This window comes from Streptomyces sp. NPDC001393 (genome assembly GCF_053597455.1).
The window spans coordinates 1-25,268 of sequence record NZ_JBSFIH010000067.1 but is presented as its reverse complement, the minus strand read 5'-3'; the positions used below and the strand labels follow the sequence as shown (position 1 = coordinate 25,268).

The window sequence follows — 25,268 nt, the reverse complement described above, 5'->3', positions numbered from 1 at the left end:
AGCCGTGCCGCTGCCCACCTACCCGCATAGCTGCGGGCAGTCGTGCCGCTGGGGCGGCACGGGTGGGCGGTGGGGGAGGCACCCGGCAAGCGCGGGCGAGCGAAACGCCCCGTCGGCCCGGCGGCAGCCCCCGGCAAGCGCGGGCGAGCGAAACGCCCCGTTGTCCGGAGGCAGCACCTGCGCTTCGCAGGCGCGGGCGAGTCAAACGCCCCGTCGGCCAGGCGGCAGCCCCCCGCAGGCGAACCCACCCCCGCCCAGCCCCCCTCACAGCAACCCGATGTCCACCCGAGGCATCTTCGGCGCCCTGCGCGCAGGCACGTTCCCGCTCAGCAGGATCAGCCGCACCGCCCGATGCCGCTGCCCCGCATACGGCTCCAGCAAGCGCAGCATCACCGCGTCGTCGGCATGACGGTCCCCCGCCAACGCCCACCCCACGATCCCCGGCAGATGCAGGTCCCCGACCGTCACCGCATCGGCCGCCCCATGACTGCGCTGCACCACTTCCGCCGACGTCCACGGCCCGATCCCCGGCACGACCTCCAACCGCGCCTGAGCCTCGGCCGCCGGCACCCCCACCGCCTGCTCCAGCCGCGCAGCGACCCGTACCGCCCGCAGGATCGTGGACGCCCGCTTGTCGTCGACGCCAGCCCGGTGCCACTCCCAGGAGGGAATCAGCGCCCAGGTCCGCGGCGCCGGCATCACGAACATCGGCCGCTGCCCGGCCCCCGCCGGTCCCGGCGCGCGCTCCCCGAACCTCCGCACGAGCAACCGCCACGCGCGGTACGCCTCGTCGGTCGTGACCTTCTGCTCCAGCACCGAGGGGATCAAGGACTCCAGCACCAGCCCGGTCCGCGTCAGCCGCAGGCCGGGGCGCCGATGCCGCGCCAGGGCCACGACCCGGTGCCGCGGCACGAACGCCTCCGGCTCGTCGGCCGCGCCGAGCCACTCGGGCAGCCGGTCCAGCAGCCACTCCGCCCCCGGCCCCCACGCCTCGCCGCACACCTCACCGCCGCACGCCCGCACCCTCAGCGTGCCCGGCCCGGCGGGCGTACGGCTGGCCCGCCACACGGATCCGTCCGCGGTGGCCCGGAAGGTGGGGTCGGCCGGCCCGCGCCGCAACGGCCCGAGCACCAGCCCGAGATCGAGCGGCCCGTCCGGCACCCACCGCCGTACCCGCGCCGGAGCCGGAGCCTGCCGCGGTATCCCGGCAGCGGCGCCCGCGGGCACGCCGACATGGCCGCCGCGCACGGTCGTACGGGTGGGCCGCTGAGCGAAACGTCCTGCCACATGAGGTCCTAGGGGAGCCGGTGCCGTCCTACGAGACTAGGCGGTCGTACGAGCGCTACGGCCGCGTACTCCGAACTCAGCGCACTTGGATGAACGCCCCCGCGTCCCGCTCGGGCCGCGGTCTCGGCTCCTCGGCCGGATGTCCGACCGCCACCGCGCCCATCGGCTCCCAGTCCGCGGGCAGCGCCAGCGCCTCGCGCACCACGTCACGGCAGAACATCGTGGACGACACCCACGCCGAGCCCAGCCGCTCTCCGGCCAGTGCGACCAGCAGGTTCTGCACGCCCGCGCCCATCGCGACGACGAACATCTCCCGCTCGGCGCCGTCCCGCCGCGCGTCCCCGTAGTGGTGCGAGCCGTCCATGACGAGGCACGGCACCACCAGGTAGGGCGCGTTGCGCAGGACGTCCCCGCGGCGCACCCGCTTCGCGATCGACTCCTCGCTCTTGCCGTCCCGGCGCAGGTCGGCGATCCAGGCGTCCCGCATCGCGTCCAGCAGCCGGGTCCGGGACCGAGCCGACTCCAGCAGCACGAACCGCCAGGGTGTGGTGTGGTGCGGGGCCGGCGCGGTCACCGCCGCCGCCACCGCGCGCCGTACCGCACCGGGGTCCACGGGCTCGTCGGTGAACGCCCGGACCGTACGCCGCTGGGTCACCGCCTCGCGGACCGCCTCGGACGTGCCGAGCCGGAACATGTCGTCCCGCGCGGTCCGCACCAGCGCCCGCGCGCCCTCGCCGTCCTCGGCGGCCAGCACGTGCGGCAGGCCGCGCAGCACCGCGACCGGCCGGCCCGCCGCCTTGCCCTTGACCAGGTCGCCGGCGGCGGCCAGTTCGTCCGCCGTGGCCACGATCGTGGCGCTCAGCGGATTGCCGTACGCGTCCGTGCCGCCGCGCAGATCGTCCAGCACGCGCACGCCGGCGGCGCCGATCGCCACGTCCGTGAGCCCCGAGCGCCAGGGTCGCCCGAAGGTGTCGGTGATGACGACGCCGACGTCGACGCCGAGGGCCTCGCGCAGGCCGGTGCGGATCGCCCGGGCGGATGCATCCGGGTCCTCGGGGAGCAACAGCACGGTGCCGGCAGGGGTGTTGGAGGCGTCGACCCCCGCGGCGGCCATCACCAGGCCCTGCCGGTTCTCCACGATCCTGAGGGTGCCGCGCCGGGCCACGACCCGGACCGTCTCGGCGTCGATGGCCGACTCCCGGTCGGCCGCCCGCACGATGCGGCCCTCCGCCTTGGAGACGATCTTGGAGGTGACGAGCAGCACGTCCCCGTCGGCCAGGCCCGGCTCGGCCGCGGCGATCAGCTTGGCGAGGTCGTCGCCCGGCTGCACCTCGGGGATGCCCGACAGGGCCCGGACCATGTACTCCGGGCGCTCCTCGCTCACGCTCGCCGCACCTCCTCGGCCAGCGCCAGCGCCTCCCGCGCCATCTGGGCGGCCGCGTCGACGGCGGTCATCATCAGCGGTACGGCCCGGCAGCGGATGCCGTCCGCCTCGACCCGCTCGACCGCGGCCGCGTCCACGGTGTCGACCAGCCAGCCGTCCAGCAGGCCGGAGCCGTAGTGCTCGGCGACCGCGGCGGCCGTGGACTCCACGCCGACCGCGGCGAGCACCTTGTCGGCCATCCCGCGCACCGGCGCGTCGCCGACGATGGGGGACAGGCCGATCACGGGCACGCCCGCGTCCGCGATCGCCTCCCGGATACCGGGCACGGCGAGGATGGTGCCGATGGACACGACGGGGTTGGACGGCGGGAAGAGGATCACGTCCGCCTGGGCGATGGCCTCCAGCACGCCGGGCGCCGGCTTGGCCTGTTCGGCGCCCACGGGGACGACCGCCTCCGCCGGGACCGAGGCACGCAGCCGTACCCAGTACTCCTGGAAGTGGACCGCCTTGCGCTCGCCGTCGACCTCCACGGCGACGTGCGTCTCCACGCGGTCGTCGGTCATCGGGATCAGCTTCACGCCCGGCTGCCAGCGGTCGCACAGCGCCTCGGTGACGGCGCTGAGCGGATAGCCCGCGCCGAGCATCTGCGTGCGTACGATGTGCGTGGCGAAGTCCCGGTCGCCGAGGCCGAACCAGTCCGGCCCGACCCCGTAGGCCGCCAGCTCCTCCTTGAGGTGGAAGGTCTCGTCGGCCCGCCCCCAGCCCTGTTCCTCGTCGATGCCGCCGCCCAGCGTGTACATCACCGTGTCCAGGTCCGGGCAGACCTTCAGCCCGAAGAGGTGGATGTCGTCGCCGGTGTTGCCGATCACCGTGACGTCCGCGTCCGGCACGGCCCGCTTCAGACCGCGCAGGAACCGGGCACCACCGATGCCGCCTGCCAGAACCACAATGCGCATGGGGACAAGTGTTGCAGGCGGGTACGACAACGCGTCAGGCAGTCACCGGACGAGCTTCGCAGTGCGGGGTCGTGTGCATCGGCATCTCGGTCAGGCCCGGGTAGTACACGTGCAGGCTGACCGCGGGCTCCAGGGTGTCGTTGACGACCTCGTGGACGTACCCCGGCGCGAACACCCGCTCGGCGCCCGCCGCCAACGCGCGCGTGGCGCGCTCGGTGTGCTCGGTGAGGGTGCCCTCCAGGACGGTGAGGACCCCGGAGGACCGCCCGTGGTCGTGCAGCCCGCTGCCCTGCCCCGGCACCCAGCTCAGCAGCCACATCTCGTAGCCCGGGCCGGTGCGCAGGCGGTGGTACCAGCGGGTCGTCGCGTCGTACCGCACGAGGTGCTCCCACTGGGAGCGGTCGGCGGCGATCCGGCGGGCGAGACCCACGAACTCGGCGACGGTGGCCGGGTGCTCGCGCGGCGGCTGGAGCAGGTGCGGGACTTCGAGGATGTCGCCGGCGATCTGGAGGTCGTTGTCGCTGTTCATGAGGTGCGGTGGTTCCTCGGTGGGAGAAGGCCGGAGGGAACGGGAGGTGGAGACCGGGTCACCTGGGACCCGGGCCTACGGCTGGAGCAAGGCGTGGCTCAACAGCTGCAACAGCGACAACAGCTACAGCGGGACCGGGCAGCACCGAAGGACCCGGCGGTGCGGGTCGAGGTGAGTGCCAAGTTCGCGAGCATGCCCAATAGGACATCGGTTCACACCCGCAGTGTCAACTCGGCGCCCGGCATGTGGGACGGGTTTCACCCCATCCGGTTCATCTGCGAGGCGAAAGGTTTGCTCATCGGAGTGTCGGGACACATGGGGCACATCCGGGCGCTCAAGCCTCGCGGAACGCGATCGAACGCCAGGGCGTCCTTCTCCGTATAGATGTCCGTACGGGGTTCCGGCGCCCCTCCGGGCCCTCGTCTGCGTGTCATGGTTTATGGCGATTTGAACACTTTCCGCACGGCCTTGGTTCCGCAGAGTGAATAACGGGCCCAATAGCAGATCTCGGCTTGACTCGCCCGGAGCAGCACACTTGTAATTTCACTCGTGTCGTTCAGCCGAAATCGGTAACGGCAACGCACACGGGGACGCGAAAGACAGACGAGGGGCGCACATGACCGAGCTGGTGCAGCAACTGCTGGTCGACGACGCGGACGAGGAACTCGGCTGGCAGGAGCGCGCGCTGTGCGCCCAGACCGACCCCGAGTCCTTCTTCCCCGAGAAGGGCGGCTCCACCAGAGAGGCGAAGAAGGTCTGCCTCGCCTGTGAGGTCCGCTCCGAGTGCCTCGAGTACGCCCTCGCCAACGACGAGCGCTTCGGCATCTGGGGCGGCCTGTCCGAGCGGGAACGCCGCCGGCTGAAGAAGGCCGCCGTCTGAGCGCACGCGCACGCATATCCACACCAAAACGTCACGAACGGCCCGTCGCCGGTGGGTTATCCACAGGCGACGGGCCGTCGTCATGGCCAGCCGATAGTGTGGCGCTCGTCCGAGACGCCCCGCTGTCCACTCGGCCTCCGAGAGGGTGCGGGCGTCCACCGCAGTCCATCGAACCGGGGCCCGTACCTCGATGTCCGTGCACAGCCATACGGCAGCCCATGAACAAGCTGCCCCAGCGGCGTTTGATCCGTCCCGCCCTCCCGAGTTCCCGCGCCACGTGGTGACGGCGGTCCTCGTCTCCCACGACGGCGCCCGCTGGCTGCCCGACGCGCTCGCCGGGGTGCTCGGCCAGGAGCGCCCCGTGCAGTACGCGGTCGCCGCCGACACCGGCAGCGCGGACGACTCCGCCCGGCTGCTCACCGACGCCCTCGGCGACGGACACGTCCTGCACCTGGCCCGCCGCACCGGCTTCGGCCAGGCCGTCGAGGAGGCGAGCCGCACCGCCCCGCTCCTCACCCCCGAAGAGCTGCCGTACCTCAAGCGCCCCAGCGGCTGGGACCCGGTCACGCGCAGCTGGCGCGACGACGCCTACGACCTGCCCGAACTGCCGTACGGCGAGCCCGTCCAGTGGCTCTGGCTGCTGCACGACGACTGCGCGCCCGAACCCGACGCCCTCGCCGAACTGCTGCGCGTCGTCGACAACGAACTCGAACTGGGCCGCGACGACGTGGCGGTCGTCGGCCCCAAGCTCCGCGGCTGGTACGACCGCCGGCAGCTGCTGGAGGTCGGCGTCTCCATCGCCAACTCCGGCCGCCGCTGGACCGGCCTGGACCGCCGCGAACAGGACCAGGGCCAGCACGACCACGTGCGCACCGTGCTGTCCGTCTCCACCGCCGGCATGCTCATCCGCCGCGACGTCTTCGAACAGCTCGGCGGCTTCGACCGTCGGCTGCCCCTGATGCGTGACGACGTCGACCTGTGCTGGCGCGCCCACGCGGCCGGCCACCGCGTCCTGATCGCCCCCGACGCCGTCGTACGGCACGCCGAGGCCGCCTCCCGCGAGCGCCGCACCGTCGACTGCGTGGGCCGCACCGCCGCCTCCCCGCACAAGGTCGACAAGGCCGGCGCCGTCTACACCCTGCTCGTCAACACCCGTGGCGCCGCCCTTCCCTGGGCGTTCCTGCGGCTCGTTTTCGGCACGCTCCTGCGGACCGTCGCCTACCTGGTCGGCAAGGTGCCCGGCCAGGCCGTCGACGAGATCCGCGGCCTGCTGGGCGTCCTGCTGCGGCCCGAGCGGATCTTCGCCGCACGGCGCCGCCGGGGACCCTCACGCATCGACAAGGCCGAGCTCCGCCGGCTCTTCCCGCCGCCCGGCGCCACCATCCGGGCCACCGTGGAACAGCTCGCCGCCAACTTCACCAGCGGCTCCGACGACACCTTCCGGGCCGGCCGGCACGGCGGCGCCGTCGAGTCCGGGCCCGGCGGCGACGACGCCGACTTCCTTCAGGTCGAGCAGTTCGCCCGGCTCAAGCGGATCGCCCGCAACCCCGGCCCCGTGCTCTTCCTCGCCCTGCTGCTCATCTCTCTGGCCGCCTGCCGCGCCCTGCTCGGCGGCGGTGCGCTCGCGGGCGGTGCCCTGCTGCCGGTCCCGGCCGGCGCCGGCGAGCTGTGGTCCCGATTCGCCGACAGCTGGCACCCGGTGGGCGCGGGCGGCACCCCGGCCGCCCCGCCCTACCTCGCGATCGTCGCGACCCTCGCCACGATCCTGTTCGGCTCCACCGGACTAGCCGTCACCGTCCTGCTGGTGGCCTCGGTACCCCTCGCCGGGTTCACCGCCTACTTCGCCTCCCGGCCGCTGGTGACCTCCCGGCTGCTGCGCGCCTGGGCGGCCGTCGCCTACGCCTTCCTGCCCGCCACCACCGGCGCCCTGGCCGGCGGCCGCATCGGCACCGCCGTCCTCGCCGTGCTGCTGCCGCTCATCGCACGCGCGGGCGTCGCCGCGAGCGGCCTCGCGAACCGCTCCGGCGCACGCGGCAGTTGGCGCGCCACCTGGGCGTACGCGCTGCTGCTCACCATCACGACCGCCTTCACGCCGATCGTCTGGCCCATCGCGCTGCTCCTCGGCATCGGTGTGCTCGTGCTGCGCCGCGGCGATCTCCTCGCCCACGGCCTGCGCTTCCTCGCCCAGCTCGGCACCCCGCTGCTGGCCCTCGCCCCCTGGTCGCTGACCCTGCTCCCGACCGGGTTCTTCAAGGAAGCCGGCCTGGCCTACGGCAGCTCGGCCGCCTCCGCGCTCGACCTGCTCGGTGCCAGCCCCGGCGGCCCCGGTACCGTGCACGGCCTGATGCTCATCGGCATCGTCCTCGCCGCCCTCGCCGCGCTCCTGCGGTCCGAACGGCAGCTCGGCATCCGCACCGCCTGGGCGATCGCCCTGCTCGGCCTCGTCTTCGCCGTCCTGGCCAACCGGTCCGCCTGGGCCGGACCCGCCACCCTCGTCTACGGCATCGCCCTGCTGGCCGCCGCCGCCCTCGGTGCCGACGGGGCACGCGCGCGTGTGGCCGAGCAGAGCTTCGGCTGGCGCCAGCCCGTCGCCGCCCTGATCGCCTTCGCCTCGGCCGCGGGCCCGCTGCTCGTCGCCGCCGGCTGGATGATCCGCGGCGCCGACGGCCCCCTGGAGCGCCGCGACCCCACCCAGGTGCCCGCGTTCGTCGCCGAGGACTCCACCACCGGCGACCGGGCCCGCACCCTGATCCTGGACAGCGACTCCACCGCGCGCGTGCGCTACACCCTGGTCCGCGGCTCCGGCGCCCGCATGGGCGACGCCGAGGTCAGCGCCGCCGACGGCCAGAACACCCGGCTGGACAAGGTCGTCGCCAACCTCGTCGCCGGCTCCGGCGCCGACCAGGCCGACCAACTCGGCGGCTTCGCCGTGCGCTACGTCCTCGTCCACAAGGGCGCGCCCCGCGACATCACCCGCGTCCTCGACACCACCCCCGGCCTGACCCGGCTCAGCCAGCAGAACGGCAGCGCCCTGTACCGCGTCGACCAGGAGGTCTCCCGCGCCGCCATCGTCCCCGCCGGCGGCACGGGCACGGCCCAGCCGGTCACCGCCGGACCGGTGGAGATCCACACCACCGTCCCCGCCGGCCCGGCAGGCCGCGTCCTGCGCCTCGCCGACACCGCCTCCGACGGCTGGACGGCCACCCTGAACGGCAAGCCGCTCACCCGCACCACGGTCGACGGCTGGGCCCAGGGCTTCCAACTGCCCGCCGACGGCGGCACGCTGGACGTCACCTACGACGATCCGATCACCCACACCGCCTGGCTGTGGGCCCAGGGCGCGCTCGCCGTCGTCCTCGTCGTCCTCGCCCTGCCCGGCCGCCGCCGCGACGTCGACGACGACCTGCCCGAGGAGGAGCCGCCGCCCGCCCAGGCCACCGCGGGCGAGGGCCGCCGCGCCCGCCGTCTGCGGGCCCAGGCCGAGGAGCAGGCCACCGACGAGCAGCCGGCCGCGCCCCCGCTGCCGGAGGAGCCCCCGGCCGCCGTACCCCACCAGCAGTCCTACGAGGAGTGGGACCAGGCGTCCTACGCGAACCCCGGATACGCCGGCTACGGAACCGACCAGTACCAGAACGGCGGCCAGTACCCGCCCTCCGGCTACGACCAGCAGGGATATCCGGCCGCCGACCCGTACCAGACGGGCCAGGGCCAGTACGACCCGTACGCCTACGGCGGTACGGCCGACCAGATGCCGTACGACCCGACGGCCTACCAGCAGGGCTACAACCCGGCGTACGACCCCGCCCAGCAGGGCTACGACCCGGCCCAGCACCCCCATGGCACCGGCAGCGAGCGCCCCGACGGGAGCCAGCAATGAACCGCACCACCCTGTCCCTGATCGCCGCCGGCAGCGCGCTGGCAGCCCTCACCGCGTTCGCCGCGTTCGACGGCCCGTCCGCGTCCGGTGCCTCGGCCCCCAAGGCGGCCGCGAACCTGCCGGTCCAGCGCACGAGCCTGCTGTGTCCGGCGCCGAGCATCTCGGACATCGCCTCCACCTCGTACACGTCGTTCACGCCCGTCACCCCGGGGGCGGGGAGCGGCGGCAAGGCCCAGCTCCAGGCGGCCGACGAGCAGTCGACGGACGGCACGGACAACTCCCAGTCCGGCAAGGGCACCAAGGGGTCCAAGGGGTCCAAGGGCGCGAAGAAGACCGCGGGCCAGCCGGTGCTCACCCCGAAGGCGCCGGGCACTCCCGCAACGGGCGACACCTCGGGCGCCGACGGGCCCGCGCTCATCGGCACCGCGGACGGGGAGTTCGCGCCCGGCTGGACGGTCCAGGAGACCACCGAGGTCGCCGCCGGCACCGGCCGCGGCCTGCAGGGCGTCAACTGCACCGCCGCGGACACCGACTTCTGGTTCCCGGGCGCCGGCACCGCCACCGGTCGCACCGACTACGTCCACCTGACCAACCCCGACGACTCCGCCGCGGTCGTCGACATCGAGCTGTACGGCAAGGACGGCGCGATCAAGTCCACGCTCGGCGAGAACCTCACCGTCCCGCCGCACGCGAGCAAGCCGATCCTCCTCTCCACCCTCACCGACCAACAGCAGGCCGACCTGACCGTGCACGTCAGCGTGCGCAGCGGCCGGGTCGGCGCGGCGGTGCAGGCCCTGGACGACAAGGCGGGCGGCGACTGGCTGGCCGCGTCCGCCGACCCGGCCGGCAGCCTGGTCCTGCCGGGCATCCCGAAGGACGCCACCGACGTCCGCCTGATCGCCTTCACTCCCGGCGGCGACGACGCCGACCTGAAGGTCCGCCTGGCCTCACCGGACGGCCTGATCACCCCGGCGGGCAGCGAGACCCTGCACGTGAAGTCGGGCATGACGACCTCGGCCGACCTCGGCGCCGTGACCCGCGGCGAGGCGGGCTCCCTCGTGCTGACCCCCACGGACCAGTCGGTCCCGGTGGTGGCGGCCCTGCGGGTGGTCCGGGGCAAGGGCGACAAGCAGGAAACGGCCTTCATCCCGGCGACCGCCCCCGTCGGCACGCGCGCGACCTCGGCCGACAACAGCGCCAAGGGCACGGCCCTCGCCCTGACCGCGCCCACCGCCACCGCCACGGTCAAGGTCACCGCGTCCGCGGGCAGCGGGGGCGGCACGGCGGCGACGAAGACCTACACGATCAAGTCGGGCACCACCCAAGACGTGGCCGTCCCCGTCCCCTCCGGCCTCAACGGCACCTACGCCCTGACCGTCGAAACCGTCTCCGGCGGCCCGGTCTACGCCTCCCGCACCCTGTCCGCCACAGAGTCCGGAATCCCCGGCTTCACCATCCAGACCCTCCCGAACGACCGGGGGATGGTGGCAGTACCAACGACGACGGAGGACTTGTCGGTCCTGCAGAAGTGAGGCCAGAACCGCCGCCCACCCGACAGCGGCACGGGTGGGCGCGGGCAAGCGAAACGCTGGTGGGCGCGGGCAAGCGAAACGCCACGTTGGCCGGCGGCAGCACCGGGCACCCGCCCGTGCCGCCGAGCGAACCGACCCCACCCCGCGGCACCACACCGCACCCACACCGCCGTAGCTCCGCAGAACCCTGCAGGGGCTAGTCCTCGCCGTACCGCGGATCCACCGTCTCCGGAGTCAGCCCGAGCAGCTCGGCCACCTGCTCCACGACCACCTCGTGCACCAGCGCGGCCCGCTCATCGCGCCCCTTGGTGCGAATCTCCACCGGCCGCCGGTACACGACCACCCGCGCCCGCCGCCCGTCCCGCGCGGGAACGACCCCGCCCAGCGGCACGGCCTCGTCGCTCCACACCTGCTCACCCCGCACGTCCAGCCGGGGCACCTCCAGCACCAGGAATTCGATGTCGGCGAGCTGCGGCCACCGCCGCTCGAGGCGCTCCACGGAGTCCTGCACCAGGTCCGCGAACACATCGGCACGGCTGGCCGCCAGCGGCACCTGCGGCGGCGCGATCGGCCCCCGCATGCCCCTGCCGTGACGATCACGGCGACGGGGCCCGGGGCCGGCGGCACGGGGCGGTACACGGTTGTCCATCACTGGGGAAGCGTAGTCCCCGCACGCTCCCCCCGCCCGGCCCGTCCGGCGGGTGTCTCCCCGGCCCGATCATGAGCCGATCACGAGCCGATCACGAGCCTCGTCCGCGGCCGGCCATGGCCCCCTCCACGGCCGATCACGGCGCCGCCGATCGGCCCGCCCCCGATCGGCCCCGTTCGACTCCGATCGGCCCTCTCCGCCCTCGTGTCGCACATTGACCATTCCGGCCAACGTCTGGCTCGTTTCCGTAACCCTCCAAGACCGCCGAACTCAAGGCAATTGACGCTGTTTGTACCGACTCATGACCGTATCGAGTCGCGCCCAAAACCCGCCGAGATCCCGTCCACGCAGGTCAACAGGGCCTCCCCGAAGGGGTGTGTGGGGCGTTTCACAGCACGACACGGTGGAGTGACCTGGTGGAGAGTCGTCGCGGCCCGCTCAAGAGTGCGGTACCGTCCAACGTCGTGAGCCCTGTACGTCGCTGTTCGCGCACCGCCTGCGGCCGACCCGCCGTCGCGACGCTGACGTACGTCTACGCCGACTCGACCGCGGTCCTCGGCCCGCTCGCCACCTACGCCGAGCCGCACTGCTACGACCTGTGCGCCGAGCACTCCGAACGCCTCACCGCCCCCCGCGGCTGGGAGGTCGTCCGTCTCCTCGACGGCTCCGCCCCCGCGCGGCCCAGCGGAGACGACCTGGAAGCGCTCGCGAACGCCGTGCGCGAGGCGGCCCGCCCCCAGGAGCGCGCGGCCGAGGCGGGCGGCGGCGGAGCCCGTACCGCGGACCCCATGGAGGTCGCCCGCCGCGGCCACCTGCGCGTGCTGCGCTCTCCGGACAACTGAGCCCACCCAGAGGCCGTCAAGCCGGCGCGCCCACCCCACTCCCGGTCACGACTGGGCGTCCACCTGGTGCCCGCACACCTCTCCCTTACCCCCGGCGGGTAGTTTGTGGGCACCCATAGGACTTTCAGGAGGGTTGGCCGTGACTGCAGATCTGTCGCAGATCGTGAAGGCGTACGACGTACGCGGAGTGGTTCCGGACCAGTGGGACGAGTCACTGGCCGGGCTCTTCGGCGCCGCCTTCGCGGAGGTGACGGGTGCGGCGGCCATCGTCGTCGGCCATGACATGCGGCCCTCGTCCCCCGGCCTCACCCGCGCCTTCGCGCGCGGCGCGGCGGACCGCGGTGTGGACGTCACCGAGATCGGGCTGTGCTCCACCGACCAGCTGTACTACGCCTCGGGCGCGCTGAACCTGCCGGGCGCCATGTTCACCGCCTCCCACAACCCGGCCCAGTACAACGGCATCAAGCTGTGCCGCGCGGGCGCCGCCCCGGTCGGTCAGGACACCGGCCTCGCGCAGATCCGCGAACTGGTCGAGCGGTGGCTGGAGTCGGGCGCGCCGAAACCGGTGGCCGAGCCGGGAACCCTGACGACCCGTGAGACGTTGGAGGACTACGCGGCGCACCTGCGCTCCCTGGTCGACCTGACCTCCATCCGCCCGCTGAAGGTCGTGGTCGACGCCGGCAACGGCATGGGCGGCCACACGGTCCCCTCGGTCTTCGCCGGCCTGCCCCTGACCCTCGTCCCGATGTACTTCGAACTGGACGGCACCTTCCCGAACCACGAGGCCAACCCGCTCGACCCGGCCAACCTCGTGGACCTGCAGAAGCGCGTCCCGGAGGAGGGTGCCGACCTCGGCATCGCCTTCGACGGCGACGCCGACCGCTGCTTCGTCGTGGACGAGAACGGCGACCCGGTCTCCCCGTCCGCGATCACCGCCCTGGTCGCCGCCCGCGAACTCGCCCGCAACGGCGGCAAGGGCACGATCATCCACAACCTGATCACGTCCCGTACGGTCCCCGAGGTCGTGAAGGAGAACGGCGGCACCCCGGTCCGCACCCGCGTCGGCCACTCCTTCATCAAGGCCGAGATGGCCCGCACCGGCGCGATCTTCGGCGGCGAGCACTCCGCGCACTACTACTTCAAGGACTTCTGGAACGCCGACACGGGCATGCTGGCCGCCCTGCACGTTCTCGCCGCCCTCGGCGGCCAGGAGGGCCCGCTGTCCGCCCTCGTCGCCCAGTACGACCGCTACACCGGCTCCGGCGAGATCAACTCCACCGTCGCCGACCAGGCCGACCGCCTCGCCGCGATCCGCTCCGCGTACGAGCACCGCGCCGACGTCACCCTGGACGACCTCGACGGCCTGACGGTCGCCGCCGCCGACTGGTGGTTCAACGTCCGCCCCTCCAACACCGAGCCGCTCCTCCGCCTGAACGCGGAGGCGAAGGACGAGGCGACGATGACGAAGATCCGCGACGAGGCACTGGCGATCATCAGGGCCTGAAACTCCGGCGCCGAGGTTCCCGGCGAACCGTGCCGCAGCTCCGACCGAGTCGGGTGGTGGGCGGGCACGGGCCGGGCGTCCAGGGGGCCCAGCCCCCTGGACGGTGCCGACAGCCCAGCTCAGCCCGCCCACCAGCGGTACGCTGACCAGGCACATCCACAGTCACGAACAACGCCCCCCGAAGGGACACCCCCCATGCCGCTCGAAGCCGGCCTCCTGGAGATCCTCGCCTGCCCGGCCTGCCACGCTCCCCTGAAGGAGCAGGACACCGAGCTGATCTGCACGAGCCAGGACTGCGGCCTCGCCTACCCCGTCCGCGACGGCATTCCGGTCCTGCTGGTGGACGAGGCCCGCCGCCCCGAGTGACGACGTCCTCGACGTCGTAGCCAACCCGGTAGACAACCCGCACAGGACCCCCGGCGATCGGAGGCAACCGCCCATGCTGGACGAATCGCTGCTCGACACCCCGGAGGGCCTCGCCGAGGCCGACCGCCGAGGCCTGCTGCGCGGCGCCGCCGAGGCCGGCGCCCGCGTCCGCACCGCCGCCCGGCACGCCGCGGAGGCCGGCGTCGGCGATCTCAAGCCCGACGGCCGCCCCCGCGCCGTCCTCATCGCCGGCCCCGGCGCCGCCGCCACCCACACCGCCGACCTCCTCGGCACCCTGGCCGGCGTCGGCAGCCCCGTGGTCCGCCTGGCCCCGACCGGCGTGGCCCCGGCCGCAGGCGCCCTGCGCTGGGAGCTCCCCGGCTGGGCCGGCTCCGTGGACCTGCTGCTGATCGCCACCCCCGACGGCACCGAACCGAGCCTGTCGCTCCTCACCGACCAGGCCTACCGCCGCGGCGTCTCCGTCGTCGCCGTGGCCCCGGCCCGCACCCCGCTCGCGGAGGCGGTCGCCGGCGCCCACGGCCTGTTCGTACCGATGGCGACGGCGCCGTACGACCAGGAGGAACCGCTCGCCGCGTCCTCCCCGGGTGTCTTCTGGGCGCTGCTCACCCCGCTGGTGGCGCTGCTGGACCGGGTCGGGCTGATCAGCGCCCCGCCGGACATCCTGGAGAAGGTCGCCGACCGCCTGGACCACATCGCCGAGCGCTGCGGCCCGGCCATCGCGACCTACAGCAACCCGGCCAAGACCCTCGCCGCCGAACTCGCCGACGCGCTGCCCGTGCTGTGGACGGAGGGGTCCTCGGCGGGCCCGGCCGGCCGCCGTTTCTCCGCCGCCCTCGCCGAACTCGCCGGCCGCCCCGCCCTCGTCGCCGAGCTCCCGGAGGCGCTCTCGGCGCACAGCGCCCTGCTGGCCGGCCCGCTGGCCGCCAGCGCCGACCCCGAAGACTTCTTCCGCGACCGCGTCGAGGAGCCGCCCGCGCTGCACGCGCGCGTGGTGCTGCTCCGCGACCGCCCGATCAGCGGCCTCACGGCCGCCCCCGCCGCCCGTGACCTGGCCCTGAGCCACGACACGCCGATCAGCGAGCTCGAACCGGAAGAAGGCGGCGAACTGGAGACGCTCGCGGAACTGATCGCCGTCACGGATTTCGCCGCTGTTTACCTGGCGCTCGCTTCGAGGGCCTGATCTGGCTACGGGCCGGAACACCCCTGCTCACCATCAGCACGGCAACACGCAACCGCAGCACGGCAACCCGCAACCGGCGACCGGCATCAGCGCCGGCACCGGCCCGGCAGCCGTACGTACGGAGACAGAGAAGACACATGGACCGCCTCGACAACACCGTCCGCCCCTACGCCTGGGGTTCCCCCACCGCCATCCCGCACCTCCTCGGCGTCGAGCCGACCGGTGAACCGCAGGCGGAGATGTGGATGGGCGCGCACCCGGGAGCCCCCTCGCGCACCGCGCGCGGGACGCTCGTCGACGTCATCGACGCCGACCCGGAGCGCGAGCTCGGCAAGGCGGCCGTGGCGAAGTTCGGCCCGCGCCTGCCCTTCCTCCTCAAGATCCTCGCGGCCGGCGCGCCGCTCTCCCTCCAGGTGCACCCCAACCTGGAGCAGGCGAAGGAGGGTTACGCCGACGAGGAGCGCCGCAACATCCCGGTCGACGCCCCGCACCGCAACTACAAGGACGCCAACCACAAGCCCGAACTGATCTGCGCGCTCACCGAGTTCGACGGCCTGTGCGGCTTCCGCGACCCGGTCCGGGCCGCCGAACTGCTCGACGCGCTCGGCGTCGCCTCCCTCAAGCCGTACGTCGACCTGCTGCACGCCCAGCCCGAGGACGCGGCCCTGCGCGAGGTGCTCACCGCGATCCTCACCGCCGACCCGCAGGAGATGGCGCACACGGTCGCCGAGGCAAGCGCCGCCTGCGCCCGCCTCGGCGGCGACCACGCCCCCTACGCCGAGCTCGCCCAGCACTACCCGGGCGACCCCGGCGTCATCGCGGCGATGCTGCTCAATCACGTGCGCCTGCAGCCCGGCGAGGCGCTGTTCCTCGGTGCCGGCATCCCGCACGCGTACCTGAACGGCCTCGGCGTCGAGATCATGGCCAACTCGGACAACGTCCTGCGCTGCGGCCTGACCCCCAAGCACGTCGACGTCCCCGAACTCCTGCGCGTCGTCCGCTTCGAGGCGGGCGACCCGGGCGTACTGCGCCCCGAGGCCTCCCCGGCCAGCGAGGAGGTCTACGAGACGCCGATCGACGAGTTCCGCCTCTCCCGGTACGTCCTCCCCGAGGGTGCCGCGGCCCGCGACCTCACCCTCGACACCCCGCAGATCCTGCTCTGCACGGCCGGTGCCGTCCGCACCGGCGAGCACGAACTGAGCCCGGGGCAGTCGGTCTTCGTCCCGGCCGGCGAGACGGCGCAGGTCTCGGGCCCGGGCACGCTCTTCCGCGCCACTGTGATCGTGTGACCCTGTGATCGTATGACCGAGGTTGTGGATACCTGACGCGGCGGCGCCCGGCCGGGCTGCAACAATGGCCCACCGGCAAAGGCCGGGCAAAGCCGGGACACGCCCGGGGCGGCGTGGCCGTACGAAGGCGCCGCACCAGGCCGACGACAAGGTCGAAGGGACAACGCGGACACATGAGCGCGTCAGGCGGTACGAAGGCGATCGTGGCGGCACTCGGCGCCAACCTCGCGATCGCGGCATCCAAGTTCGTGGCGTTCGCGTTCAGCGGCTCCTCCTCGATGCTCGCCGAGGGTGTCCACTCGCTCGCCGACTCCGGCAACCAGTTCCTGCTGCTCATCGGCGGCAAGAAGGCCCAGCGTGAGGCCACCCCGCAGCACCCCTTCGGCTACGGCCGCGAGCGCTTCATCTACGCCTTCCTGGTCTCGATCATCCTGTTCTCCGTAGGCGGCATGTTCGCCATCTACGAGGGCTACGAGAAGATCAGCCACCCCCACGCGGTGGAGCACTGGTACTGGCCGGTGGGCGTCCTGGTCTTCGCGGTCATCGCCGAGGGATTCTCCTTCCGCACGGCCATCAAGGAGTCCAGCGAGCTGCGTGGCAACCTGTCCTGGGCCCAGTTCATCCGCCGTGCCAAGGCCCCCGAGCTACCGGTGGTCCTGCTGGAGGACTTCGGCGCGCTCATCGGCCTGGTCCTCGCCCTGCTCGGCGTCGGTCTCGCGGTCCTCACCGGTGACGGCGTCTGGGACGGCATCGGCACCGTCTGCATCGGTGTCCTGCTCGTCCTGATCGCCCTGGTCCTGGCCGCCGAGACCAAGTCACTGCTGCTCGGTGAGGCGGCGGGCCTGGACGTGATCAAGAAGATCGAGGAGGCGACGGTCGACGGCGACACGGTCACCGGCGTCATCCACATGCGCACGCTCCACCTCGGCCCTGAGGAACTGCTGGTCGCCGCCAAGATCGCCGTGCAGCACGACGACACGGCCGCCGAGGTCGCGAACGCCATCAACGCCGCCGAGGCCCGCATCCGCGCCGCCGTCCCCATCGCCCGCGTCATCTACCTCGAACCGGACATCTACAGCGAGGCCGAGGCGGCCAAGGGCCCGGACCCGGAGGCCACCCCGGGCGGCCCGAACCCGCACGCCACCGGCCACTGAGACGGGAGCTCAGCCCCAGCCACACCCCCTTCCCACCCCCTCAGCTCGCCCGGCTCCCCCTCCTCACTCGACCTCCCCGAGCACGTCGAGCACCGCGGACCCGTCCGGTGCCGCGAGCAGCCGCTCGCGGAAACCAGGGTCCATCAGCTTGCGGGAGAGCAGTGCGAGGATCCGCAGATGCTCGTCGCCCGCGGCCGCCTCCGGTACGGCGATCATGAAGATCAGCCGGGCCTTCGTACCGTCCAGCGAACCCCATTCGATCCCCTCGGCGGACCGCGCGAAGCCGACGACCGGCGCGGTCACCGCGTCCGTCTTGGCGTGCGGGATCGCGATCTCCTCACCGAGTCCGGTCGTCCCCTGTTCCTCACGACGCAGCGCGGTTGCCACCAGCTCGTCCACATCGGCGACCCGCCCGCTCCGCGCGAGCAACTCCGCCATCTCCCGGACAGCGGCCGCCTTCTCCACCGCCCGGAGCGACCCCTTCACGGTCCGCTCACCGAGATACCCGGACAACACACGGCCCTCATCCGCGGCGTCTTCAGCCCGCCCGGCGCCCCGGGCCTCCTCCGGCTGCCCGGCGTCCACGGTTTCCCCAACGGCACCCACCCGACCCGAGCCCCCCGAAACCACACCCTCAGCACCGACCACCGAAGCCCCCGCCCCACCCTGCCCAGACACAACCACCGACCCCCCGTCGGACACGGAAGCCCCTATCGACACATCCCTCGTCGGGGAATCCGCGTCACCGGCGCCGCCTACCCCTCCGTCTCCCGATGCGGCAGCCCCAGTACCGGCGGCACCGATCGACACATCCCCCGACGCGGCAGCCGCCTCATCGGTACCGCTCACCGATACATCCCCCGACGGGGAAACCCGCTCACCGACGCCACCCGCACCCGCCGACGGCGAGAACCCCGCACGGGGGCCACCCGCACCCGACGACGATTGCTGCACGGGTGGTGCGGGTGGGAACCCAATCCCCACCACCCCTGAACCCGCACCCGAAGACGAACCCGAGCCCGCCCCCGAACCCACACCAACCGCCCCCACGCGCCCCCAAACCCCACTCACATCAACCAACGCCACGGTCACCAACGCAGTCACCACCGCCCCGATAACCACGGCAACAAAGAACATCGGCACCCCACTCACCGCACCCAGCACCGCCACAATCGGCCCCCCATGCGGCACCGCGTCCTTCACCCCGGCCAGCCCCGCAACCGCCCCGGCCACCGCCCCACCCAGCATGTTCGCCGGAATCACCTGCGCAGGCCGCGCCGCCGCGAACGGAATCGCCCCCTCCGAGATACCGAAGCACCCCATGAACAGCGCCGCGAGCCCCGTCTCCCGCTCCTGCCCGGTGTACAGCCGCCGCCGGATCAGCGTGGCCAGCCCCTGCCCGAGCGGCATCACCGGAATCGCGGCCGCACACATGCCCATCACCGCCTCGTTGCCGCTCGCAATGAGCCCGGCCCCGAACAGGAACGCCGTCTTGTTCACCGGCCCGCCCATGTCGAACGCGATCATCAGCCCGAGAATCGCGCCGAGCAGGATCGCGCTCGTCCCCGTCATCCCGCCGAGCCAGCTCGTCAGATGCTCGAACACCCAGGAGATCGGCTTGCCGATGACGTAGATGAAAAACAGCCCGAGCACCGTCGTGGCCACAATCGGGATCACGATGATCGGCATGATCGGCTGCACGAACTTCGGCACCCGGACCTTCTTGATCCACAGCACGAGATACCCGGCGAGGAACCCGGTCACGATCGCCCCGATGAATCCCGCGCCCGCCTTGGAGTCGTACAGCGCGCCCGTGTTGGCGATCCAGCCGCCGATCATGCCCGGCACCAGCGCGGGCCGGTCGGCGATCGCATAGGCGATGTAGCCGGACAGGATCGGGACCATCAACTGGAAGCCGATCCCGCCGATCGCGTTGACATGGGCCCAGAAGGTGCCGTCCGGGATCACATAGCCCTTGGACGTGGCATGGCCCCCGAGCGCGAGCGAAACCGCGATCAGCAGACCGCCCACGACCACGAACGGGATCATGTACGACACCCCGTTCATCAGTGCCTTGTACACCGGCCCCCGCTCCCTGCCGCCGCCGGAGGCCCCCGCCGCCGAATCGCCCGCGGCCCCGCCCGGCGCGTGCACGGGCGCCGACCGGACCCGCTCGATGAGCTGCTCGGGATGGTGGATGCCCTCGGCGACCCCGACCGTCAGCACCCGCTTGCCGGCGAAACGGTTCAGGTCGACGTCCTTGTCGGCGGCGACGATGATCCCGTCCGCGCCTCTGACATCGTTGTCGTCGAGAACGTTCTCGGCCCCGATGGATCCCTGGGTCTCCACCTTCATCTCGATGCCGCAGCTCGCCGCGGCCTGCGCGAGCTTCTCCGCCGCCATGTACGTGTGCGCGATGCCCGTCGGGCAGGCGGTCACCGCCAGCAGCTTCATCTGCCGCCGCTCGCCATCGAGGCCACCCGTGGAGGGAGGGCCGGCCGGACTGGTCACGTCTGTCTCCTCACACCTTCGTCGTACGAGGCGCCGTCCCGGACACCCCGCGAGCGGGACCGAACGGCTCGGTTTCCCGCGCATCCTGCACCCCCCGGCCCAAGGTGCGAAAGCCCGGTTCATCACGTCTGTGAGCTTTCCGTTCCGCGGTTTCCGCACCTCCGCCGGCGCGGCTCCTGCCCCCCGCGCCGCGCCTCGAAACCGCCTCACCCAAGGCTCGAACCGTGCGGAGGCGGACTGGGGCCGACCGGGCCGTCCGGTGTAGCTTGGGACGGAGCCAGACGTCGCTGCTGATGGCGGTCGGGCGGTCCCGAGCGGACCGGCCGAGGGAGAGAGGGCCTCCGACGGACTGCGCTGCGCGTACGTGGGCATGCCTGTGTCCTCTTCTCGGGCACCCCTGTGTCCGCCGCCGCGCAGACCAGCCCTACCCACCTCGACCCGATTCCGAGGAGCAGCTCGTAATGACGACTGTCGACAACCGACAGGACTTCAAGGTCGCCGACCTCTCGCTGGCCGAGTTCGGCCGCAAGGAGATCACCCTCGCCGAGCACGAGATGCCCGGCCTGATGGCGATCCGCAGGGAGTACGCCGAGGCGCAGCCCCTGGCCGGCGCCCGCGTCACCGGCTCCCTGCACATGACCGTGCAGACCGCCGTGCTCATCGAGACCCTGGTCGCCCTCGGCGCCCGCGTCCGCTGGGCCTCCTGCAACATCTTCTCCACCCAGGACCACGCCGCCGCCGCCATCGCCGTCGGCCCGAACGGCACGCCCGACAACCCGCAGGGCGTCCCGGTCTTCGCCTGGAAGGGCGAGACCCTGGAAGAGTACTGGTGGTGCACCGAGCAGGCGCTGACCTGGCCGGACAGCCCCACCGGCGGCCCGAACATGATCCTGGACGACGGCGGCGACGCCACCCTCCTCGTCCACAAGGGCGTCGAGTACGAGAAGGCCGGCGAGGTCCCCGCCCTGGACACCGCCGAGTCCGACGAGCACCGCGTCATCCTCCAGCTGCTGCACCGCACCCTGGGCGAGAACCCCCAGAAGTGGACCCAGCTGGCCTCCGAGATCCGCGGTGTCACCGAGGAGACCACGACGGGTGTCCACCGCCTGTACGAGATGCAGCGCGATGGCGTCCTCCTGTTCCCGGCGATCAACGTCAACGACGCTGTCACCAAGTCGAAGTTCGACAACAAGTACGGCTGCCGCCACTCCCTGGTCGACGGCATCAACCGCGCCACCGACGTGCTGATCGGCGGCAAGACCGCCGTGGTGTGCGGCTACGGCGACGTGGGCAAGGGCTGCGCCGAGTCCCTGCGCGGCCAGGGCGCCCGCGTGATCATCACGGAGATCGACCCGATCTGCGCGCTGCAGGCGGCGATGGACGGCTACCAGGTCACCACCCTGGACGAGGTCGTGGAGACCGCTGACATCTTCATCACCACCACCGGCAACAAGGACATCATCCTTGCGTCGGACATGGCGAAGATGAAGCACCAGGCGATCGTCGGCAACATCGGCCACTTCGACAACGAGATCGACATGGCCGGCCTCGCCAAGATCCCCGGCATCGTCAAGGACGAGGTCAAGCCGCAGGTCCACACCTGGACGTTCCCCGACGGCAAGGTGATCATCGTGCTGTCCGAGGGCCGCCTGCTGAACCTGGGCAACGCCACCGGCCACCCGTCGTTCGTGATGTCCAACTCCTTCGCGGACCAGACGCTGGCCCAGATCGAGCTGTTCACCAAGCCCGACGAGTACCCGATCGGCGTCTACGTGCTGCCCAAGCACCTCGACGAGAAGGTCGCCCGCCTCCACCTGGACGCGCTCGGCGTCAAGCTGACCACGCTGCGCCCGGAGCAGGCCGCGTACATCGGCGTCGAGGTCGAGGGCCCGTACAAGCCGGACCACTACCGCTACTGAGCCGGCGATTCCGTAGTCCCGCCGTCCGGGGAGCACACCGGTGCACCACCGCACTCCCCGGCAGCAGGTCCCCCGAGGCAGGCCCCCGCACCCCCGTGCCGGGGGCCTGCCCCTTTGGCCGATCCGGTCCCGCCCGGAGCACCGGAGGAACCGGCAGTCCGGCCGGATCGTCAGCCCGTCGAAGACCGAGGACCCCCATGCCCCGCGGCCGTTATTCGCTCCATGATCCGCACGATCACACCCCCCTCGGCGAAGAACACTTCCAGTGCGCCCCCGGCCCCTCCGGCTGGCGCTATGTCTCCCGGCTGACCACCCCCGCCGGCGATCACCGCGGCTCGGTCGATCTCGCCCTGGACGACCTCGGCCGCCCCATCCGCCTCGAACTGCGCGCGGGCGACTGGCAGGTGCGCGGCGCCGCCCTGGACGGCGTCACCTGGGTCCGCACCGACCCCACCGGAACCCATGCCACCGAAGGCAATGTGCGCGCCCACGCCTTCACCGGCACCTCTCCCGCGTTCCTCGTCGCCACCGCACGTCTCCTGCGCCTCACCCCCTTGTCCGACACGACCCGCGTACGCCTGCTCGCCTTCACGGACCCGGTCCTCGCCCCCCGCACCGTGGACCAGTCCTGGGCTCTGGTGAACAGCGAAGCACACGCCACTGACAACGGCCCCCTGACCGTGGACGAGTACCAGGTCACAGCCCTGGACACCGGTGAGCGGCACACGATTCACATCGCCGGGGACGTCGTGCTGGCCGCACCCGGGATCGAGCTGGAGGACCTCCAGTCACCGCCGTCGACGTTCGACTGAACACGCAGACCGGGAAACCGCCGGAACCGCCGGAACCGTCGGAACCCTCGGAACAAGGCATGACCGGGGACCGGCGAGGACGCCGGAACGGTACCGGGCGGACTCGTTACTACTCCGGACTACTCCACTACTCCGGACTACTCCGGCGGAGCGAAACCGGTGGCCGGGCGGTCCACCGGAGGATCGTCCCGCGTAGGGACGGCTGACGGCGGAAACGGAGCCTGCGGCGGCTGGGCGTAGGTGGGTGGCTGGGCAGCAGCGGGTGGTTGATGAACGGCCGGTGCGCCGGGCGCGGCCACCTGTGGGGCGAATCCAGCGGCGCCGAACGCCTGCCGGGCCTCGCGCGACTGCCGCTCGTGCACCACAGCCGCCAGGAATGCGGCCGCCGGAAGATCCCGTGGCACAGAGGCACCCGTCCGCGCCGCCAGGTCAGCCGCGAGCCGCTGGGCCATCCCCATCGAGACCTGCGGATCGAGCTGCCCCATACGGGTCAGGTACTGCCGAACAGCCAGCCACAGTCCGTCCGGCACCGCCGACAGGTCCAGCTCGGCGAACCGTCCCGCCAGCCATGGAGGCGGCGGCGGTACAAAGCCGGCACGACCGGTGGGTATTCGCTCACGCACGACCAGGGTGCCCGCGAACACGTCACCGAGACGTCGCCCCCGCGCCGACACCAGCGACGCGATGCAGGCGACCACGCCGAACGTCAGCAGGATCTCGACCACGCCGATCGCGCCACGCACCAGCGCGTGCCGAAACCGGATCGGCCCACCGTCGTCCCGTACCACGCGGAGCCCGAAGGCCAGCTTCCCCAGCGAACGGCCGTGGCTGAGCGTCTCCACCGCGATCGGCCCGCCGACCAGCACGAGCAGAAACGTAGCGATCGACAGCGCCACCTGCGCGGCCTCGTCCAGCGAGGCGGTCGACACCACCACCGCGATGGTGACGACGACGTACGCGGCCATGACCACCACGAGGTCGAGCAACACGGCCAGCGCCCTGCTCGGCAGCTTTGCCGGCCGCAGTTCGAGCGCCACCGCCTCGCCCGTCACCAGCTCACTCACGCCCGCCGTCCCTTCCCCGATCTGCCCCCGGAAGCGCAAGTCTGCCAAGCTGTGGGCACATCGCACCTCGGTGTGACTATCTGACCGCGATCGAGAGCATCCACGACGAGCAGTCGACGACCAGCCGAGGAGCAGGCAGACCCGATGGACCTGGACGTCTTCGTCTCCGTGCACCGAGCCGAATGGGACCGCCTCGACGCCCTGCTCCGCCGTCGGCGCCGCCTCAACGGTGCCGAGGCCGATGAACTCGTCGCCCTCTACCAGCGCACCGCCACCCATCTGTCCCTCATCCAGTCCAGCGCACCGGACCCGCAGCTGACCGGACGGCTCAGCCAACTGGTGGCACGCGCGCGTAGCGCCGTCACCGGCGCCCGCCGCGCCTCGTGGCATGACGTTGCGCGCTTCCTGGGGCAGGGCTTCCCGGCCGCCGTCTACCGCGCTCGCCACTGGTGGGTAACCACAGCACTGGTCTCCACGGCCATCGCGATTCTTCTGGGCTGGTGGATCGGCACCCACCCGGACGTACAGGCGTCGATCGCGGCGCCCAGCCAACTGCGCCAGCTGACCCGCCCCGGCGGTGAGTACGAGACGTACTACTCCAGCCATCCCGCGGCGGCCTTCGCCGCCCAGGTGTGGACGAACAACGCCCAGGCCGCCGCGATGTGCCTGGTCCTGGGCGTCTTCCTGGGCCTGCCTGTCCTCTGGATCCTCTTCGAGAACATGCTCAACCTGGGCGTCGGCTTCGGCCTGATGTCCTCCGCCGGCAGACTCGAAACATTCCTTGGACTGGTTCTTCCGCACGGCCTGCTCGAACTGACCGCGGTCTTCGTCGCCGCGGGTACGGGGCTGCGCCTGGGCTGGACGCTGATAGACCCCGGTCCCCGCAGTCGGCGCACGGCCCTCGCCGAGGAGGGGCGTGCGGCCGTCGGCATGGCGATCGGACTGGCCCTGGTTCTTTTCGTCTCCGGCGCCATCGAAGGCTTCGTCACCCCGTCCGGCCTGCCCACCTGGACCCGCATCGGAATCGGCCTCCTGGCCGAGCTGGCATTCCTGACGTACGTCTACGTCCTGGGCGGCCGAGCGGTACGCGCAGGTGAGACCGGCGATCTCGAAGCGACGGACCGCAGCGCCTCCGTGCCGACCGCCGCCTGATGTGCGTTCCACGCCCGTGAGCTGCTACTCTCCTCTTCGCCCCACAAGACCCGTTGACACGGGTGGCATGGGGAGGTAGATTCAAACAGTTGCCTGGAACTGGACAAGTTCATCGGCGAAGGTTAGACTCTACGAGCTTCGGGAGAAGTCGAGAACGACATCTCCAAGAAGCACCTCCCGATTACTCAGAAATGAGCGGCCGGTCAGACCGGCCAGGAACTTCTGATAAAGTCGGAATCGCCGGAAAGGGAAACGCGAGAGCGGTAACCTGGAAAGCACCGAGGAAATCGGATCGAGAAAAGATCTGATAGAGTCGGAAACACCGAAGGGAAGCGCCCGGAGGAAAGCCCGAGAGGGTGA

At 72.1% G+C, this 25,268-nt stretch carries 19 protein-coding genes; 12 read left to right on the top strand and 7 right to left on the bottom strand.

Annotation, left to right across the window (positions count from 1 at the left end):
* Positions 1-264: 264 nt before the first annotated feature.
* The 4 genes from ACWC2T_RS40155 to ACWC2T_RS40140 form a co-directional block, all read right to left on the bottom strand.
* The gene (locus ACWC2T_RS40155; RefSeq protein ID WP_450675269.1) at positions 265-1,287 is read right to left on the bottom strand and encodes a DNA-3-methyladenine glycosylase family protein; all 1,023 of its coding nucleotides are present in this window, start codon (positions 1,285-1,287) and stop codon (positions 265-267) included.
* Between the two features lie 76 nt (positions 1,288-1,363).
* Positions 1,364-2,647: a coenzyme F420-0:L-glutamate ligase gene (locus ACWC2T_RS40150; RefSeq protein WP_450675278.1), complete on the bottom strand. Its 1,284-nt coding sequence runs from the start codon at positions 2,645-2,647 to the stop codon at positions 1,364-1,366.
* Positions 2,648-2,667: 20 nt separating this feature from the next.
* Positions 2,668-3,627 (bottom strand): 2-phospho-L-lactate transferase, encoded by a 960-nt coding sequence (gene cofD, locus ACWC2T_RS40145; RefSeq protein ID WP_450675268.1) that lies wholly within the window; start codon positions 3,625-3,627, stop codon positions 2,668-2,670.
* A gap of 34 nt (positions 3,628-3,661) precedes the next feature.
* Positions 3,662-4,156: a cysteine dioxygenase gene (locus ACWC2T_RS40140; protein WP_450675267.1), complete on the bottom strand. Its 495-nt coding sequence runs from the start codon at positions 4,154-4,156 to the stop codon at positions 3,662-3,664.
* Positions 4,157-4,772: 616 nt separating this feature from the next.
* Between ACWC2T_RS40140 and ACWC2T_RS40135 the strand changes: the two genes are divergently transcribed.
* The 3 genes from ACWC2T_RS40135 (at position 4,773) to ACWC2T_RS40125 (ending at position 10,445) form a co-directional block, all read left to right on the top strand.
* Positions 4,773-5,036 (top strand): WhiB family transcriptional regulator, encoded by a 264-nt coding sequence (locus ACWC2T_RS40135; protein ID WP_003975777.1) that lies wholly within the window; start codon positions 4,773-4,775, stop codon positions 5,034-5,036.
* Positions 5,037-5,226: 190 nt separating this feature from the next.
* Complete coding sequence (locus ACWC2T_RS40130; RefSeq protein WP_450675266.1) at positions 5,227-8,913, top strand: glycosyltransferase; 3,687 nt, start codon at positions 5,227-5,229, stop codon at positions 8,911-8,913.
* A complete protein-coding gene (locus ACWC2T_RS40125; protein WP_450675265.1) occupies positions 8,910-10,445 on the top strand; it encodes a DUF5719 family protein in 1,536 nt (511 codons plus the stop codon). Before ACWC2T_RS40130 ends, ACWC2T_RS40125 begins: the two co-directional genes overlap by 4 nt.
* A 196-nt stretch (positions 10,446-10,641) precedes the next feature.
* On the opposite strand, the gene ACWC2T_RS40120 is transcribed toward ACWC2T_RS40125, so the two are convergent.
* Positions 10,642-11,094 (bottom strand): metallopeptidase family protein, encoded by a 453-nt coding sequence (locus ACWC2T_RS40120; protein WP_450675264.1) that lies wholly within the window; start codon positions 11,092-11,094, stop codon positions 10,642-10,644.
* Positions 11,095-11,510: 416 nt separating this feature from the next.
* On the opposite strand from ACWC2T_RS40120, the gene ACWC2T_RS40115 reads away from it, so the two are divergent.
* The 6 genes from ACWC2T_RS40115 (at position 11,511) to ACWC2T_RS40090 (ending at position 17,450) form a co-directional block, all read left to right on the top strand.
* Positions 11,511-11,936, top strand: a complete 426-nt coding sequence (locus tag ACWC2T_RS40115) for a DUF3499 domain-containing protein (protein WP_031225760.1) — start codon at positions 11,511-11,513, stop codon at positions 11,934-11,936.
* Positions 11,937-12,075: 139 nt separating this feature from the next.
* Positions 12,076-13,440: a phosphomannomutase/phosphoglucomutase gene (locus tag ACWC2T_RS40110; protein ID WP_450675263.1), complete on the top strand. Its 1,365-nt coding sequence runs from the start codon at positions 12,076-12,078 to the stop codon at positions 13,438-13,440.
* A 195-nt stretch (positions 13,441-13,635) separates the two neighbouring features.
* Entirely contained in the window at positions 13,636-13,806 is a 171-nt protein-coding gene (locus tag ACWC2T_RS40105) for a Trm112 family protein (protein WP_073901335.1), read from the top strand.
* Between the two features lie 73 nt (positions 13,807-13,879).
* Complete coding sequence (locus tag ACWC2T_RS40100) at positions 13,880-15,007, top strand: SIS domain-containing protein (RefSeq protein WP_450675262.1); 1,128 nt, start codon at positions 13,880-13,882, stop codon at positions 15,005-15,007.
* Positions 15,008-15,144: 137 nt separating this feature from the next.
* A complete protein-coding gene (manA, locus tag ACWC2T_RS40095; RefSeq protein WP_450675261.1) occupies positions 15,145-16,296 on the top strand; it encodes a mannose-6-phosphate isomerase, class I in 1,152 nt (383 codons plus the stop codon).
* Between the two features lie 173 nt (positions 16,297-16,469).
* Complete coding sequence (locus tag ACWC2T_RS40090; protein WP_450675260.1) at positions 16,470-17,450, top strand: cation diffusion facilitator family transporter; 981 nt, start codon at positions 16,470-16,472, stop codon at positions 17,448-17,450.
* 63 nt (positions 17,451-17,513) lie between these two features.
* Here ACWC2T_RS40090 and ACWC2T_RS40085 read toward each other — a convergent pair whose 3' ends face one another.
* Positions 17,514-19,961 (bottom strand): fructose-specific PTS transporter subunit EIIC, encoded by a 2,448-nt coding sequence (locus tag ACWC2T_RS40085; RefSeq protein WP_450675259.1) that lies wholly within the window; start codon positions 19,959-19,961, stop codon positions 17,514-17,516.
* Between the two features lie 461 nt (positions 19,962-20,422).
* On the opposite strand from ACWC2T_RS40085, the gene ahcY reads away from it, so the two are divergent.
* Both ahcY and ACWC2T_RS40075 read left to right on the top strand, forming a co-directional pair.
* Complete coding sequence (gene ahcY / locus ACWC2T_RS40080) at positions 20,423-21,880, top strand: adenosylhomocysteinase (protein WP_450675258.1); 1,458 nt, start codon at positions 20,423-20,425, stop codon at positions 21,878-21,880.
* Positions 21,881-22,077: 197 nt separating this feature from the next.
* Complete coding sequence (locus ACWC2T_RS40075) at positions 22,078-22,692, top strand: hypothetical protein (protein ID WP_450675257.1); 615 nt, start codon at positions 22,078-22,080, stop codon at positions 22,690-22,692.
* 137 nt (positions 22,693-22,829) lie between these two features.
* Here ACWC2T_RS40075 and ACWC2T_RS40070 read toward each other — a convergent pair whose 3' ends face one another.
* Entirely contained in the window at positions 22,830-23,756 is a 927-nt protein-coding gene (locus ACWC2T_RS40070) for an RDD family protein (protein WP_450675256.1), read from the bottom strand.
* Positions 23,757-23,900: 144 nt separating this feature from the next.
* Between ACWC2T_RS40070 and ACWC2T_RS40065 the strand changes: the two genes are divergently transcribed.
* A complete protein-coding gene (locus ACWC2T_RS40065) occupies positions 23,901-24,908 on the top strand; it encodes a stage II sporulation protein M (RefSeq protein ID WP_450675255.1) in 1,008 nt (335 codons plus the stop codon).
* The last annotated feature ends 360 nt before the right edge of the window (positions 24,909-25,268 follow it).